The sequence below is a fragment of the Saliphagus sp. GCM10025317 genome (genome assembly GCF_042663665.1).
In the GTDB taxonomy this organism is placed as follows: Archaea; Halobacteriota; Halobacteria; order Halobacteriales; family Natrialbaceae; genus Natronosalvus.
The window spans coordinates 334,464-348,807 of the sequence record NZ_JBHTAQ010000005.1; the positions used below are offsets into that span (position 1 = coordinate 334,464).

At 65.4% G+C, this 14,344-nt stretch carries 19 protein-coding genes; 10 read left to right on the forward strand and 9 right to left on the reverse strand.

Going from position 1 to position 14,344, the window contains the following annotated elements:
* Positions 1 to 45 precede the first annotated feature (45 nt).
* A complete protein-coding gene (locus tag ACFQS4_RS03815; protein ID WP_497902371.1) occupies positions 46 to 702 on the reverse strand; it encodes an FxLYD domain-containing protein in 657 nt (218 codons plus the stop codon).
* A gap of 252 nt (positions 703 to 954) precedes the next feature.
* On the opposite strand from ACFQS4_RS03815, the gene ACFQS4_RS03820 reads away from it, so the two are divergent.
* On the forward strand, positions 955 to 2,019 hold the full coding sequence (locus tag ACFQS4_RS03820; protein ID WP_497902372.1) for a DUF7972 family membrane protein: 1,065 nt from the start codon (positions 955 to 957) through the stop codon (positions 2,017 to 2,019).
* Positions 2,020 to 2,024: 5 nt separating this feature from the next.
* Here the strand turns inward: ACFQS4_RS03820 and ACFQS4_RS03825 are convergent, their stop codons facing one another.
* From ACFQS4_RS03825 to ACFQS4_RS03845, 5 genes are all read right to left on the reverse strand, one after another.
* Positions 2,025 to 2,447: a hypothetical protein gene (locus ACFQS4_RS03825; RefSeq protein ID WP_497902373.1), complete on the reverse strand. Its 423-nt coding sequence runs from the start codon at positions 2,445 to 2,447 to the stop codon at positions 2,025 to 2,027.
* Positions 2,448 to 2,585: 138 nt separating this feature from the next.
* Positions 2,586 to 3,626 carry a dipeptide epimerase gene (locus tag ACFQS4_RS03830; RefSeq protein ID WP_497902374.1) on the reverse strand — a complete coding sequence of 347 codons (1,041 nt, stop codon included), beginning with the start codon at positions 3,624 to 3,626 and terminating at the stop codon, positions 2,586 to 2,588.
* Entirely contained in the window at positions 3,623 to 4,639 is a 1,017-nt protein-coding gene (locus tag ACFQS4_RS03835) for an N-acetyltransferase DgcN family protein (protein WP_497902375.1), read from the reverse strand. The genes ACFQS4_RS03830 and ACFQS4_RS03835 overlap by 4 nt, the downstream gene beginning before the upstream one ends.
* A 268-nt stretch (positions 4,640 to 4,907) precedes the next feature.
* Positions 4,908 to 5,885 carry a Vms1/Ankzf1 family peptidyl-tRNA hydrolase gene (locus tag ACFQS4_RS03840; RefSeq protein WP_497902376.1) on the reverse strand — a complete coding sequence of 326 codons (978 nt, stop codon included), beginning with the start codon at positions 5,883 to 5,885 and terminating at the stop codon, positions 4,908 to 4,910.
* Between the two features lie 28 nt (positions 5,886 to 5,913).
* A complete protein-coding gene (locus ACFQS4_RS03845; protein ID WP_497903140.1) occupies positions 5,914 to 6,381 on the reverse strand; it encodes a DUF5802 family protein in 468 nt (155 codons plus the stop codon).
* A 271-nt stretch (positions 6,382 to 6,652) separates the two neighbouring features.
* Between ACFQS4_RS03845 and ACFQS4_RS03850 the strand changes: the two genes are divergently transcribed.
* The 3 genes from ACFQS4_RS03850 to ACFQS4_RS03860 all read left to right on the forward strand — a co-directional run bounded on the left by ACFQS4_RS03850 (position 6,653) and on the right by ACFQS4_RS03860 (position 8,817).
* Positions 6,653 to 7,573 (forward strand): hypothetical protein, encoded by a 921-nt coding sequence (locus ACFQS4_RS03850; protein ID WP_497902377.1) that lies wholly within the window; start codon positions 6,653 to 6,655, stop codon positions 7,571 to 7,573.
* Positions 7,574 to 7,738: 165 nt separating this feature from the next.
* Positions 7,739 to 8,398 (forward strand): ArsR/SmtB family transcription factor, encoded by a 660-nt coding sequence (locus ACFQS4_RS03855; RefSeq protein ID WP_497902378.1) that lies wholly within the window; start codon positions 7,739 to 7,741, stop codon positions 8,396 to 8,398.
* Positions 8,399 to 8,688: 290 nt separating this feature from the next.
* Positions 8,689 to 8,817 carry a hypothetical protein gene (locus tag ACFQS4_RS03860; RefSeq protein ID WP_497902379.1) on the forward strand — a complete coding sequence of 43 codons (129 nt, stop codon included), beginning with the start codon at positions 8,689 to 8,691 and terminating at the stop codon, positions 8,815 to 8,817.
* 70 nt (positions 8,818 to 8,887) lie between these two features.
* Here the strand turns inward: ACFQS4_RS03860 and ACFQS4_RS03865 are convergent, their stop codons facing one another.
* Both ACFQS4_RS03865 and ACFQS4_RS03870 read right to left on the reverse strand, forming a co-directional pair.
* On the reverse strand, positions 8,888 to 9,241 hold the full coding sequence (locus ACFQS4_RS03865) for a hypothetical protein (RefSeq protein WP_497902380.1): 354 nt from the start codon (positions 9,239 to 9,241) through the stop codon (positions 8,888 to 8,890).
* Positions 9,238 to 9,762, reverse strand: a complete 525-nt coding sequence (locus tag ACFQS4_RS03870; RefSeq protein ID WP_497902381.1) for a DUF5817 domain-containing protein — start codon at positions 9,760 to 9,762, stop codon at positions 9,238 to 9,240. The genes ACFQS4_RS03865 and ACFQS4_RS03870 overlap by 4 nt, the downstream gene beginning before the upstream one ends.
* 38 nt (positions 9,763 to 9,800) lie before the next feature.
* On the opposite strand from ACFQS4_RS03870, the gene ACFQS4_RS03875 reads away from it, so the two are divergent.
* Positions 9,801 to 10,295, forward strand: a complete 495-nt coding sequence (locus ACFQS4_RS03875) for a hypothetical protein (protein WP_497902382.1) — start codon at positions 9,801 to 9,803, stop codon at positions 10,293 to 10,295.
* Positions 10,296 to 10,314: 19 nt separating this feature from the next.
* A complete protein-coding gene (locus tag ACFQS4_RS03880; protein ID WP_497902383.1) occupies positions 10,315 to 10,653 on the forward strand; it encodes a cupin domain-containing protein in 339 nt (112 codons plus the stop codon).
* A 106-nt stretch (positions 10,654 to 10,759) separates the two neighbouring features.
* Here the strand turns inward: ACFQS4_RS03880 and ACFQS4_RS03885 are convergent, their stop codons facing one another.
* Positions 10,760 to 11,317: a DUF7509 family protein gene (locus ACFQS4_RS03885; protein ID WP_497902384.1), complete on the reverse strand. Its 558-nt coding sequence runs from the start codon at positions 11,315 to 11,317 to the stop codon at positions 10,760 to 10,762.
* A 97-nt stretch (positions 11,318 to 11,414) separates the two neighbouring features.
* Between ACFQS4_RS03885 and ACFQS4_RS03890 the strand changes: the two genes are divergently transcribed.
* The 4 genes from ACFQS4_RS03890 (at position 11,415) to ACFQS4_RS03905 (ending at position 14,324) form a co-directional block, all read left to right on the forward strand.
* Positions 11,415 to 11,852: an ArsR/SmtB family transcription factor gene (locus ACFQS4_RS03890; protein ID WP_497902385.1), complete on the forward strand. Its 438-nt coding sequence runs from the start codon at positions 11,415 to 11,417 to the stop codon at positions 11,850 to 11,852.
* A 170-nt stretch (positions 11,853 to 12,022) separates the two neighbouring features.
* Positions 12,023 to 13,042, forward strand: a complete 1,020-nt coding sequence (locus ACFQS4_RS03895) for a thiamine pyrophosphate-dependent dehydrogenase E1 component subunit alpha (RefSeq protein ID WP_497903141.1) — start codon at positions 12,023 to 12,025, stop codon at positions 13,040 to 13,042.
* Complete coding sequence (locus ACFQS4_RS03900; RefSeq protein ID WP_497902386.1) at positions 13,042 to 14,076, forward strand: alpha-ketoacid dehydrogenase subunit beta; 1,035 nt, start codon at positions 13,042 to 13,044, stop codon at positions 14,074 to 14,076. Before ACFQS4_RS03895 ends, ACFQS4_RS03900 begins: the two co-directional genes overlap by 1 nt.
* Entirely contained in the window at positions 14,073 to 14,324 is a 252-nt protein-coding gene (locus ACFQS4_RS03905; RefSeq protein ID WP_497902387.1) for a lipoyl domain-containing protein, read from the forward strand. Before ACFQS4_RS03900 ends, ACFQS4_RS03905 begins: the two co-directional genes overlap by 4 nt.
* Positions 14,325 to 14,344: the final 20 nt, after the last annotated feature.

Here is a 14,344-nt window from a genome sequence, read left to right on the forward strand (position 1 = left end):
CGAGAGCGAAGCGGCGGGCGACAGAGCGTACGGCCGCTCCCCTCGTCAGGTGGGCGTCCCGAGCGCGGCAATGTCGTACGCCGCGATGTCAGCTGGTGACACGAGGACGTACGCGGTAAACGCCCACGTGTCGCCGGCATCGAGGTCGCTCGTGTGCTTGAAGTAGGTGCCGAGCAGGTTGTCGGCGTCGTCGTAGACCCGGACGCGGATCTCGACGAGTGCCAGCCGATCGTTACCCGCGTTCTCGAGCGTTCCCTGGACGGTCGAGCCCTGGTAACCGTCTTCCAGGACGAACTCGTGATCGACGAGGGTGATCGCGTCGAGCGGCGAGACGCCATCGGCGGGGCCGTCGTCGGCGAGTGCCGCGGCGGCGGTCATTTCCTCGGCCGTTCGACCCTCGCCGTCCACGTCGACGGGGACGCGCTCCGTCTCCGCTCCCTGCTCGTCGTCCGCCCCGCCGTAGGACGGGGTCGTTCCCGTTCCGAGGCACCCGGCGATCGCCAGTCCGCCGACCGATCCGACGGCAGCGAGGGCCTCACGGCGGGTCGTCAAGGATTCGGGCGCCTCCCTTCCTCCGGTCGGTGGGTCCCGCCAGTCCGGGTGCTGGCCGTGCGATCGCTCGTCGTCTGGACTGTCCGTGCTATACGTGCTCCTCGCCGACGTCGAGTTCGTTCGCTCTCCGTCCTGGTCGCTAGTCGCCATCGCACGTTTCACGTCGATGCCAACCGGGTTTAGTCTGTGGCATGCACCTGAACGGGTGTAGACCTCAGGACGACCTCGACTGGCGCTCGAGGCGATTCCCAGATGGGTGCCGCCAGTCCCCCGAGATCACGTTTGCGGGCATCGATCACTCACATAGCTCTCGAGGCGGAAGCCCACGGCTTTAGCCGTCGATCGATCACGACATCCGTTTGCAACGACGACGCTTTTGCTCGTGGCCGGTGAACGCCGACTATGGTCGGTGACGAGACGAGCACAGCCGACGAGGCATCGGCCTCGAGACGACGCCCGAACGTTTTCGACCGCTTCCAGCGATGGGTGCTCGTGGACGGCGACCGGCTGCTCGTCGCCGCGTGTATTTCGGTCGGCACGTTCGTGTTCTTTCTGGGACTGGACTGGCTTGGCGTCATCTCGTTCGCCAATGCCAACTCGATCACCCGACTGGCCAGCGGGATGGTCGCCGGGACGTTCTCGCTGGTCACGCTCGTCGTCTCGATCAACCAGCTGATCCTCTCACAGGAGTTTACGTCCGCCGGAGCGGCGGAGGACAGACTCGAGGGCGTCGAATCTTTCAGGTCCGAGGTCGCGAAGACGATCGGTGATCCGGTCGCCCCGGCGTCGCCGGCTCGCATTCTCGAGGAACTGTTCGCGTCCATTCACGAGGGAGCGACTGCCCTCGAGGACGAGACGGACACCCTCGAAGGCGATACCCAGGAGGACGTTCGGCGACACGTCCGAGCCGTCGAATCGAGCACGGAACGCGCCCTGGAAATTCTCTCGGGGCCGGGTACCGAAACGTTCGACGCGGTGTCGGTCGCCGTAAAGTACGACGTCTCGAGACACCTCTACACTGCCAAGCGACTCGGGCAACGTCACGAGGGAGCGCTCTCGCGACCGGCTCGAGAGGCTCTCGACCAGATCGTTGCGGATCTCGAGTTGTTCACGGTCGCCCGCGAACACATCAAAACGACGTACCTTCAACGAGAGCTGACCCGCTTTTCACAGCTCACGATCCTGACCGGGGTTCCGGCGATCACGTCGGCGTTGTTGATCGGGTTTCTGTACGCCGGTCGGACGGGGGCGGTCATCGCCTTGCCAGCGCTTCCGTGGGTGGTGAGCGGCCTCCTCGCCGTGGTCTTCGTGCCGCTCGCGTTGCTGACGACGTACATTCTTCGGACGGCGACGATCACGCGGCGGACGGTCTCTATCGGACCGCTGGTTCTCGAGTCCGAGTCGGAATCGACGCCGGATCGACGTGCACCCGAACCCGAACCCGAACCCGAACCGGACTCCCGGTGAGACCGTTACTGGTCGACTGGGGCGCGTTCGTACTCGAGTCGGTCACCGTCCCCCTGTCCGTTCCCGTCCCCGCCCCCGGCGAGTTGCTCGGGGAAAGTGGGAGCAGCCGCCTCGATCGCCTCGATTACGGCCGCGAGTTCGTCGAAGTTGTCGCCGCGGCTCGCACAGAACGGCTCGCGGCTCCAGTCGACGTAGTTCCCGTCGGCGAGTAACGGCAAGTCCCGGTGGTAAAGCCGGATCGTGACGGCGCGCTGGTCGTCTTCATCCCCGGGACACTGGGCGGCCTCCGGAAGGGCCACGAATTCGGTTGGCCCAGCCTCGAGCAGCGACGCCACGAGCCGACGCCTCGACGCCGCCGAAAGTGCCTCGAATACTCGATTCCACCGCTCGACGACCCGTGTTTCGGTTCGAGGCCGCTCGAATGCCATGGTCTCGTTGTTTCTACCTGCTGGCATAAATAGTTTGTGGATTGTTGACACACAACGCGATTTATCGGTTCGTTTCGACTGTGTTCGAGAACGTCGCCGGTCCCGGACGCCGGGAACGGAGGACACTGGTATCGAATCTCAGGATCGAACGACGCCGGTCCCGGGTCGTTCGAGATCCTCGAGGTCGATGCGACCGCCCGGCATCGACACGCCGTCGTAGGGGTCGTCCGCGAGCAACAGCGACCCGTCGAGGTCGGCGTAGTCGAGTAGCGGCGCCAGGTGACACGCCGCGGCGATCGAGGCGTTTGATTCGGTCATGCAGCCACACATCACCTGGAGGCCGTGTGCGCGGGCAGCGTGGACGATCCGGCGTGCCTCGCGAAGGCCCCCGCACTTCATCAGTTTCAGGTTGGCCACGTCACACCGCTCGGCGATCTGGGGCACGTCGCTCGCGGTGAGACAGGACTCGTCGGCGGCGATCGGCAGCGCCGCTCGTTCGTAGACGTACCGAAGGCCTTCGGGGTCGTCCGCCGAAACGGGCTGTTCGACGAACTCGAGGCCGTAATTCGCCAGCGCCTCAATCCGCGAGACCGCCTCGCGGGGCGTCCAGGCCTCGTTCGCGTCGACGTAGAGGCGAACGTCGGGAGCGACGTCCCGGATCGCCTCGATGATCTCGAGGTCGCGGTCGGTGCCGAGTTTGACCTTCAGCGTCTCGAAGCCGCGCTCCAGGGCGGTCTCGGTTTTCTCGCGCATTCGTTCGGTGTCGTCGATGCCGATGGTGTAGGAACTCTCGACCGTCTCGGCCGGATCGAGTCCCCAGTAGCGATAGAGCGGGACGTCGAGACGCTTCGTCACGAGGTCGTGGAGGGCGATGCTGACGGCACACCGGGCCGCGGGGTTGCGTTCGATCGTCTGGCGCATCCGGCGCTCGATTCGCTCGAGCTGGTGGGGATCGCCGACGTCCTCGACGACCGCCAGCAGGTCGGGCAGGACCGCCTCGACCGTTGCCGCCGTCTCGCCGTAGTGTGACGAGGGCGCCGCCCCGCCGATACCGACGGTTCCGTCCTCGTCCTCGATCCGGACGATCACGTTCTCGGCGGTCGTCTGCGTCCCGCGGGCGATCGTAAACGGGAACTCGAGTGGCATCGTCACGCGCTCGAACCCGGTCTCGAGGCTCACAGCAACACCTCCAGCAGGTCTTCGGTGCCGTACCTGATGACGTCCGTGGCGAGTTTCCCCAGGTCGGCCTCGAAGGCGTCGACGGCCTCCCGAGCGGCGTCGGCCTCGAGCCCGTAGGTGTTGAGCGCGCCGGCGACGACCGATGTCGGATAGACCGGCTCGGCGAGACTCTCGTAGAGATCGACGTAGGTTTGCATGGACGGGACCGCCACGTCGTAGTCGTACGCGAGCATCTCCCGTTCGGCTGCGTGACAGAGGACCAGTTTGTCGGCCATCGCGCCGTGGAGGATGCCACAGGTCACGGCGGAGTAGGCGGGGTGGATGATGCTCCCCTGTCCCTCGACGAACAGGTAGTCGTGGTCGTCGCCCTTCTCGAGGATCATCTCTTCGACCGATCCGGCCGTAAAGTCGCTGACGACCCGGTCGACGGGGTTGCCCCACCCCTCGATCATGATTCCCGTCTGGCCTGTGGGGATAACGGCGGCGTCGTGGCCCGCCTCGCGGGCGTCGCGGGCCAGTTCCATCGTCGCCGTCATCTTGCCGACCGAGCAGTCGGTGCCGACGGTCAAGATTACTTCCGCGTCGACCGTATTGGCGACGCCTTCGGCGACCGTTAGCTCGTCGTGGGGTTTCCTGACGTCCCAGACGTCGGCGTCGTACTCGTCGGCGAGCGTGGCGAACTCCTCGTCGTCCTCGAGGAAGTAGTGCAGCCCCGAGATGAGGTCGCAGCCGTACTCGAGGGCCGTCCGCACGTCCTCGCGCCAGCTGGGGTCGAACCCGCCGCCGACTGGCGCGATGCCGATGAGCAAGGCGCCGACGCTCTCGGCCTCGAGGTCAGCCATGCTCGAGACGATAGGGGCGTCCTGGACGTCCGGGACGAAGTCGGCGACGCGGCTGCCAGCCGTCTCGCGATCGAGGACGCCGACGACGTCGTAGTCCGCGTAGCGGAGCACGCCGAGGGCCGTTTTGGCGTGGTCGGGAAACTTTTCGTGAGCGAGGATAGCGACGCGCATACGCGGATAGACGGCGAGGGGGCACCTTATTCTGTCGTCACCGGCGACTCGGCCAGCGTCGGTAGGCGCCCACTCGATTGACGGTTTGGATGCGCGCCCGCTCGAGACGACTCGGACGCGCGTCTTCTCGAGGCGACCCGAACCCGCGCCCGCTCGGTCCGGGAGGGAGACGACCTCGAGTCCGCTACCGATTTCGCGTCCCGAAAGCGTTCTACCCGCCCGGTAATTTCGTTTTTCACCCCCGCAACCTATACTATATGTGTTATAGCTATAGAACGACCAGTTCCGTCGTGAAGAACGACCGGAACGCGTCCTCGAGCGCCGCCTTCGGCTTCCCCGTCGCGTCGACGGTGGCCGTCGCCGTCGGTTCGAGGCCGTGTTCGACCAGCCGCGAGACGACCTCGTCCTGGCCGACGAGGAACAGCGGGCCGTCCCGTCGGTCGGCGATTTCGCTCCGACAGCGCTCGAGGTGGTCGGCGATCTGGCCGTCGCGGATGCGTTCGAAGCGTCCCTGCGAGAAGCCCCCCTTCGAGTGGCTTCCCTTGACGTCGCTCTCGAACCCGCGATAGTCGAGGCGGTCGTCGCCGTCGTAGACGCCGAGGGCGAACAGGTCCGCGCGAACGAGCGCGAGCGTGAACCGCCCGTGCGGCAGGAACCAGGAGCGGTCGAATCGGAATCGATCGTCCCACTCGAGGTGCGAGCCAGCGGCGGCGCCGTCGCTCGAGCGTCTCGCGTCGCGTTCGGCGGCGCGGGGATCGACGGGCGGCGAGAGGGCGACCGCGATCAGTTCGGCGTCGTCGACGCACACGACGGCGGGGTCGAGCGTTTCGAGTAGGGCAACCCGCTCGCCAAGTACCTCCGTCAGGGCATCGGGCGCGGAATCGAGACCGTCGTCTGTCGGCACCACTGCCGTCAACGCCCCTTCCGGTCCCGTTCGAAACGACCCGAGGCGTTCGAGGACCGACGACAATTCCGCTCCGCGGATGCGATCTCGTCGTCGTGGGTCGATTCCGTCGCCGCCGTCCGCGTCCGCCTGGTCGACTCGAAGCCGCTCGAGTTCACCCTCGAGTTGGGCGATCCGATCCTCGAGCTGATTTTGCTCGCGCTCGGCCGTCTGCCGTGCCGTGACGGCCTTCGACCGGCGATCGGACTCGGCCTCGTACCGTCGACGCAGCCGCTCGTTTTCCTCCTTGAGGTCGGCGATGCGGTCCTTGAGCGTCGCCCGCCCGAGCAACTCGTCGATCATCGACCGGATAGGCGAACGGAGGTTACTTCTAGGTCCCGGTTCCTGGTCCCGACCCGTGCCCCGGACCCGGTCCGCGTCCAGTATCGGACCCATCGGTGCCGTCGGTGCCGTCGGCGCCATCGACGCCCTTGCCCATCGACGGGTAGCTCTCCTGGTAGTCGCCCAGGCCGAGTCCGAGCAACTGTTCGGCCCGATCGCGTCGCGCCAGGAACACCTCTCGGAGACTCGGCGGGTTCCGAATCTGAGATCCTTCGAGCATCGACTCGGGAACGGCGAGAGTGTTCGCCGGGACCGAGTCGTCACCGTGGACGGCGAAGTGGCCCGACTCGAGTTTCATCACGAGCGGGGCGTCGAGCGGTTCGACTCCCTCGCCGGTCGTGTAGACGGCCTCGTTGATCCGTTCGTGTTGTGTTCGTTCCATGATGGCCTGATCGCCGCTCGCAGGCGTCACGTAGAGCCGACCGAGGTAGTAGCTTCGAGAGAAGATTTCGAACATGCTACCTGGTACCATGGCACGATGTCGTATAACTATTGTGCGAATACCTTATCAGTGAGCGCTTTCAGTGTCCTTCCGAACGGGTCCAACGCCGCTCGAGCACGCGAACACAGGCGACTGGTCTGGTAACGACGTCCGAATTTCCAGTCGGCAGACGACGGCGCCCACGGGCGATTTGAACGCTCGAAACGGTTCGAACGATTCTGGTGAACGCAAAAACGGTCCGAACGAAACTCCGTCTTTTTAGTCGTGTTTGGGGAAGCCTCGAGTAATGACTGCGACCCGTACCGTGGTGTGTCTCGTCGCTGTGGCCGTCGTCGGCCTCCTCGTCGCCCCAGCCGTGGCCGCCACCGGGGGGCTCGTGTCGCTCGCCAGCGAGGGCGAGTCGACCACGGCCGAGAATAGCTCGACGATGGGGGAGGAAGTGTCGACGTTCATGCAAACCAGTTCGGTGAGTACCACTCACGCCGTTGACGATGGTATGTTCGAGGCAGCCTTCCAGAACGCCAGCGAGGAGCGACGCGCCGCACTGATCGCCGAACGAACCGAGGAGCATAACTCGACGATCGCCGAGTTGAAGGAGGAGTATCGGACCCTCCAGGAGCAGAAAGGCGAACTCCATCCGGGCGAGTACAACGTTCGAATGGCGCGCCTGACCGTCGAACTCGCGAGTGTCGACGACTCGATCAACCGCACCGAACGCCGAGCGGCGGACGCCGGCGTCAATACGACGGCTATTCAGACGTTGCGAGCGAACGCGTCCGAATTGGCTGGTCCCGAAGTCGCCGAGCGAGCGAAGCAGATCGCCGGTATCGACCCGCCTCGGGGACCGCCCGACCACGCTGGCGGACAGAACGGTTCGCCGGGAAACGGTCAGGAGAAGGGGAGTGATGCCGGTCAGGGAGCTGGGCCAGATGGGAACCAGAACGAAGGCAACGGCGAGGAGAGGGAACAGGGTAACGGCGAGGAGAAAGGACAGGGTACCGGTGCCCCAGATGATCCAGGCGCCGGTTCCGGTGACGAGTCGCCGCCCGATACGCCCGACAAACGCGCCGACGACGAGGAATCGGCGTCCGATGAGGACGTGACGACCGACGACTCCGGCGAGGACGTGACGACCGACGACTCTGACGAAGAATCGACGACCGACGACTCTGATGAGGACCAGGACGCCAACACCACCGACGACTGATCGACCGGCTCGTCGCGACTCCAGGTCGAACACCACTCTCTGTTTCGAATTTCCGTCGCTCGAGTGAATTCGCTCTCGGGCCTCACTTCGAAACGCTCGAAAAGGCTCGAAAACGCTGCAAAACGAGAGACACGCTTTTCAGTACCCATCGCCAACACCGGATAGATGGACTCTGCTGCGTTGCTGGATCTGCTCGGGAACGAGAACCGGCGACGGATTCTGCGACTCCTCTCGCGAAAACCCTGCTACGTGACCGAGATCTCCGAGTACCTCGGCGTCAGTCCGAAGGCCGTCATCGACCACCTCAGAAAACTCGAGGAGGCCGGCCTCGTCGAGAGCCGCGTCGACGATCAGCGACGGAAGTACTTCCACATCGCTCGCAACGTCCGCCTCGAGGTGAACGTCTCGCCGTACGGCTTCGCCAGCAAGAGCGCCTATCCCGAGAACAACTCCTTCGACATCACGACTTGCCGGCACCTCTCTCTCGACGTCTCCGGGGCGTCGTCGGACGGCCTCGACGGCCTCCTCTCGACGCTCGAGGACCTCGAGCACCTGGAGAACGAACTCTCGCTCGCCCAGCGGTGGGTGCAGGGGCGACTCAGCGAGACGCTCGACCGCCTCTCGGAGGAGGTCGGTGTGGGCCAGGACAGTCGCATCCACGCCGACGTACTCTCGAGCGTTCGCCAGGAACCCAAAGGGATCGACGAACTCGGCCACGAGGTTGGCGCGCCGCGGGAGGTTATCGCCGAGTTACTCGAGCGGTTGGCCGACGAGGGCGTCGTCCAGCGAACCGAGCGTGGGTGGGAACTCAAGACGGAGTCGTGAGTGGCGCCCGAAGTGGGGACGGTGGCGGGACCTGGACCTGGATCGGGACCGGAACAGAAACTGTGACCGCGACTGGAACCGTGGTCGAGCCTGAACCACTTTCACTCGTCGTCGACTCGAGCACCGACCCCACATCTATCCATAGACTGCGCGACGAGCTATCTCCGCGGCGTTTTAACCGCGGTAATCCACTTTTACTTTCACTGTGGTGCCAAGGCGACGATACTTTTCGCGTCGTCCGGTAGCTGTGAGTGCGTCCGTTCGGCGAGCACCGGCGGGCGCTCCACCCCATGACTCGAGACTTCCCATCCCTCCGGCTGCAGCGGTATCGCTTCTACCAGTACCTGCTACTGGTCGAACTGATGTTGACGATCGTCGTCCTCGCGTTGTCGATCGGTGCCGCGGTCGGCCTCCTCTGAGGCCCGTCCGCGAGGTCGAGTACGAGGGTGAGCGAGTAGTCGAGCAGGAATTGGCGTGCGAGACCGAGCGCTAGGTCGACGCCGCATCGGTCCGCGCCCCGCGCCGCCCCATCAGAGCGAGGTAGACTCCAGACAGGACGAGCAAAACCAGACCGATGCCGACCTCTGCGGCGCTCGAGCCGAGCAAGACGGCTCCCCAGCCGAAGGCGCCACCCGCGTGGCCCAGCGCGAAGCCGTACTGGCCGATCCAGGCGTGAACGATCGAACTGACGGCGAACGTTCCAGCCAGGACCCACATCGCGGCCGTCGTCGCGTCGATTCCGAGCACCGTTTCGGAGACGACCGCGCCGTACCCGAGCACGAGCACCGCCAGGAGGAGTCCGAGCCCGATGATCGTCCGCTGGACCTCGATTGACTCGCTCATAGCGATCGATATCGCCCGCGGCTCTCGCTGACCTCGCCGGCCCGAACGAGTTTCTCGAGGGCCTTCCGGACGTATCCTGCATCGACCCCCCGGTCGCCCGCGTAGGCGATCACCTCGTCTTCGGTCGGCTCCTCGAGGTCCGCCAACGCCTGCTCGACGACCTCCTTCTTGCTCCCGCTTCTCGTTGGCTGGCGCGGGTCGCGTTCGCCCGCGGCGGCGACCTCCTCGACATCGAGACCCGACTCCTCGAGGTAGTCCTCGTCGCTGACGACGCCGTCTGCGACTCGGCTCTCGAGGTCGGCGAAGGAGTCGACGCGGGCGAAGGCCTCGCCCTGGCCCTGCCGGTTGGCGAGCATCGAGGCGCGCACCTCGCGGGCGTGGTCGGGGTCGTCGGTCTCGACGAACTTCTTGCGGCGCTCGTAGGGCTTACGAGAGCCACAGCGGGGACACTTCGTGGTCTCGGAGCGCCCCTCGAGCAACCAGAGGTTCGAACACTCGCTGCACCCGACGACGGCGTACATGTCCCGCTATTGGCCGTCGTCTCGTGTGTAGGTTTCGGATGCGATCAGTTTCCGGGGGCGACGATTTCGACTTTGATTCGTTCGGGATCCTCGACGTAGACGGCGTAGTGATCCGGTCCGCCGGCGAACGGATGGCCGTCCTCGTACAGGACGGGGACGTCTCGGTCGCGAAAGCGGCGGGTGAGATCGTCGACATGTTCGCGGGATTCGGCGTGAAACGCGAGGTGGTTGAGCCCCGGATGGCACCGGTGGTAGGTTGCTTCTCGGAACCGCTCTTCGACAGCAACCAGTACGAGGTAGGTGGGTCCGAGCCGCCACGACCGTCCGTCGTCCCACGATTGGTACGACTCGTAGCCCAGTTCCTCCAGCAGCCACGACCAGAACTCGAGCGACGCGTCGAAGTCGGAGGCCTACAACTCGACGTGGTGGAGGTGGCCGGTTCGATCGTCGTCGATCGGAGACATACCGTTTCAGGCCCGCCCTTTGCCATAGTTCGATCGGTCGTACTGCCGCGGCACAAATCGTTACGGTAGTGGCCGTCCATTCGGACGCATGGATCACGTATCGCTGTCCGACCTCGAGACGACAGAAGCCGCCGATGGCGTCCACCTCGCGATCATGGCCGGGACCGACTCGATGAACGTCCAGCACTTCGAAATCGAGCCCGGTGCGGCCGTCGAGGAGCACAGCCACCCCCACGAGCAGACGGGGTTCATCTACGAGGGCGAGTTGACGTTCCTGACCGACGGCGAGGAGGTCGTCTGCGGGCCGGGCGACGCCTACGGCATTCCCGGGGATCAGCCCCACGCCGCCGAGAACCGCGGCGAGGAGACGGTTCGCGGCGTGGACATCTTCGACCCACCCCGTGAGAATCCGACCTGGCAGGAGTAGCGGCTCAGCCATCGCTCGAGTCGTGATTGGGCCGCTCTCGTCCCGCCATGCGAACGTCGCCTCCCTACCGGCGGAGAGCCCACGCCGTCGCGAGCGTCGACGATCGTCACTCGAGACTCGACAGCGACCCGGTCGCTTCCCGGGCGATGACGTTTCCGACGAACTCCTTCGTCCGGAAGACGAGTTCGTCCGCGTCCTCGTAGTCGTAGACCGTCGCGTCCCAGCGACGGGTGACCCCACCGAGCATAGCGCTCCGGACGCCCGTCTCGTGGACGACCAGCGTTCGCTCCGCTCGCTCCGGGTCGTCCGACTGGTAAATGTCCTCGAGCACCGACCCGACCTCGATACCGACTCCGAGGTTCTCCCCGGAGAACGGGAGGACGAAGACGACGGCGTTGCTCGCCCGGGCGAACGCGATGCTCTGGGTCGCCGCGTCGACCTCCTCGAGCGGGATCTCCGGGTCGACAGCCAGAAACGCGTTCACGCCGGACTCGGTCCGGAGCCGATCGCGAAGCGTGACGAGCAGGTCGAAGAGTTCGTCGTCGCCGTCACCGTCGCCGTCGGCTTCGGAACCGGAATCGATCGACTTGTACGGTCCCATCAGATAGACGAGAAAGCGTTCGCGGGGAACCGGATCGAGAGCGTTGCGGAGGCGATCGCGCATCGAACCGACCGACGAACGGACACTATTTAAATATACGCGTTATCAGCATCTCTCGACTCGAGAACTGTTAAGACGGTGGCGAGACTACGTTCCGGTAATGGCAGGCGCACCCCGCGGCGACGTCGGACATTCGGACGACGAGGGGCTCCTTCCCGAACACAGCGTCCTCCCGCTCGAGGCGTACCTCGAGATGCAGCGGGCGATCGGGAACGAGTACCGATTTCGAATCCTCAACACCCTCGTCGAGGGCGGTGCTATGAGCGCGACCGAACTCCGGGAGGCCCTCGACTTGCGCGGGAACACCTTGCACTACCACCTCGACGAACTGGTCGACGTAGGACTGGTCGAGAACCGGAAGCGGAAGACGCCCGACAGCCGTGGCCTCCACTCCTATTACCGAGCGAGCGGGATGGGCGAGGCGATTCTCGAACACGGCATTCGCGAACTGCTTCGCCTGGAGTGGGAATCGCTCGAGACGTACGGTTCGGACGAATCAGCCGAGTCGCACGAGCCAGACGAACCAGCCGGCCCCTAGCGTCACACTCGAGCGATCTGGAATCACTCGCACGACGATTTTCGCTCGAGTACCCCTAGATGGAGTATCCGTCTTCCGGACTGTTCACTTCACGGGCGTCTCTCTACGTTTAAGCGCTTGCCCGTGGTGTGTGTCACCTGAGCATGCCAGGAACACCCACGCTCCGGCAGATGTACGAGGAGATGGTAACTGCGAGATACTACGAGGAACGCTTACAGGAGGAGTACCTCGAGGGGAAACAACCTGCCTTCGACATCTCCGCGGGGCCGATTCCAGGCGAACTACACCTCGCGGCGGGTCAGGAGGCGTCGGCTGCGGGCGTCTGTGCCCACCTCCGGGACACAGACACGGTGACGGCTCCGCACAGACCCCACCACGTGGCGATCTCGAAAGGCGTCGACCTGAAGCGCATGACCGCCGAGATTTTCGGTCGGGAGACGGGGCTGTCGAAGGGAAAAGGCGGACACATGCACCTGTACGACCCCGACGTGAACTTCGCCTGTAGCGGCATCATCGCCCAGGGCTGTCCGCCGGCGGTCGGGGCCGCCCTCGCATCGAAAAAGCGCAACACCGACGACGTGGCCGTTGCCTTCCTCGGCGAGGGCGCGATCAGCCAGGGCGGCTTCCTGGAGTCGCTCAACCTCGCAGCCGTCCAGGACCTCCCGGTCGTGTTCGTCATCGAGGACAACGACTGGGCGATCAGCATGCCCAAAGCGCGTGTCACCGACGTCGAGGACGGCTCGAGGCGGGCCGGAGGCTTCGACGTCCGTGGCGAACGCATCGATAGCGACGACGCCGTCGCCGTCTACGAGGCCGCGGAGACGGCGGTCGGTCGTGCGCGAGACGGCAACGGGCCGACGCTCCTCGAGGTGCAGGTCCACCGCCGGATGGGCCACTTCATGGGCGACCCCGAGGCCTACCGATCCGACGCGGACGTGGAGGCAGCACAAGAGCGCGACTCGATCGAACGGCTCGCGGACCGACTCCGCGAGCACGGCGTCGAGGACGACGACCTCGAGGAGATTCGTGAGCGTGCCCACGACCGGGTCGAGGAGGCGATCGAGTGGGCAAAAGAGCAGCCAAAGCCCGACCCCGAGGAGACCTACGAGGACGTCTTCACGGACGACCTCGAGGGCTGGCCCGAGCGCCCGGAGCGGGAACTCGCCGCGACCGACGGAGGTGAGCGGTGATGGCGCAAGCCGAGGCGCCCGACCCTGACGCGGCCGAGCGCGAACTGACGATGAGCCGAGCGATGGTCGAGGCCATCGCCCACGAGATGAACGAGAGCGAGGACGTCTTTGTTATGGGTGAGGACGTCGCCGACTACGGCGGCATCTTCGACTCGACCCAGGGGCTCCTCGAGGAGTTCGGACACGACCGAATCATGGACGTCCCGATCTCCGAGACGGGGTTCATCGGCGCGGGCCTCGGCGCGGCCATGCAGGGGATGCGCCCCATCGTCGAACTGATGTTCGCCGACTTCTTCGGCGTCGCGATGGACCAGATCTACAACAACATGGCGAAGACGGCCTACATGTCCGGGGGCTCGGTGTCGGCGCCGATGGTCCTCATGACGGCCGTCGGCGGGACCTACAACGACGCCGCCCAGCACTCTCAGACGCTGTACGGCACCTTCGCGCACCTTCCGGGGATGAAAGTCGTCGTGCCGTCGACCGCCTACGATGCGAAGGGGCTCATGCACGCCGCGATTCGCGACGACGACCCCGTGATCTACCTGTTCCACAAGCGGTTGATGGGCCTGGCCTGGATGCCCGCCCCCGAGGGGCCGAGGACCGGTGTTCCCGAGGAGCCCTACGAGATTCCGTTCGGGGAAGCCGACGTCAAGCGCAAGGGCGACGACGCCACCATCGTCACCCTCGGCCTGCACGTCCACCGGGCCCTCGAGGCCGCCGGAGACCTCGCCGACGACGGCATTGAAGCCGAGGTGATCGACCTCCGGACGCTCGTTCCCCTCGATACCGAAACTGTCCTCGAGTCCGTCCGAAAGACGGGACGGCTGGTCGTCGTCGACGAGGACTACCGCTCCTACGGTGTCAGCGGCGAGTTGATCGCCAGGGCGACCGAAGGCGCGCTCGAGGACCTCGAGGCGGTCGAACGGGTAACCGCGCCGGACACGCCAGTGCCGTACGCGCGCCCGCTCGAGGAGGAGTTCCAGCCGAGCGCGGACGACATCGTCGCGGCCGTCGAGTCGGTTCGAGAATGACCGCCGAGATCGACTCCGAGTCGTTCTGGCCGGACGACGCCGAAGACGTGGACGAGGCCGTCGTCGCGACGTGGTTCGTCCGCGAGGGCGCGTCCGTCGAGGAGGGAGACACCCTCTGTGAAATCCAGATCGAGAAGGTCAGTATCGACGTGTCGTCACCCGCTGCGGGAACGCTCGCGGAGATCAGCGTCGGCGAGAACGAGGAGTTCCGCCGCGGGGACTCGCTGGGCCGGATCGAGAGCGGGTGAGCGGCGACTCGAGCGATCCC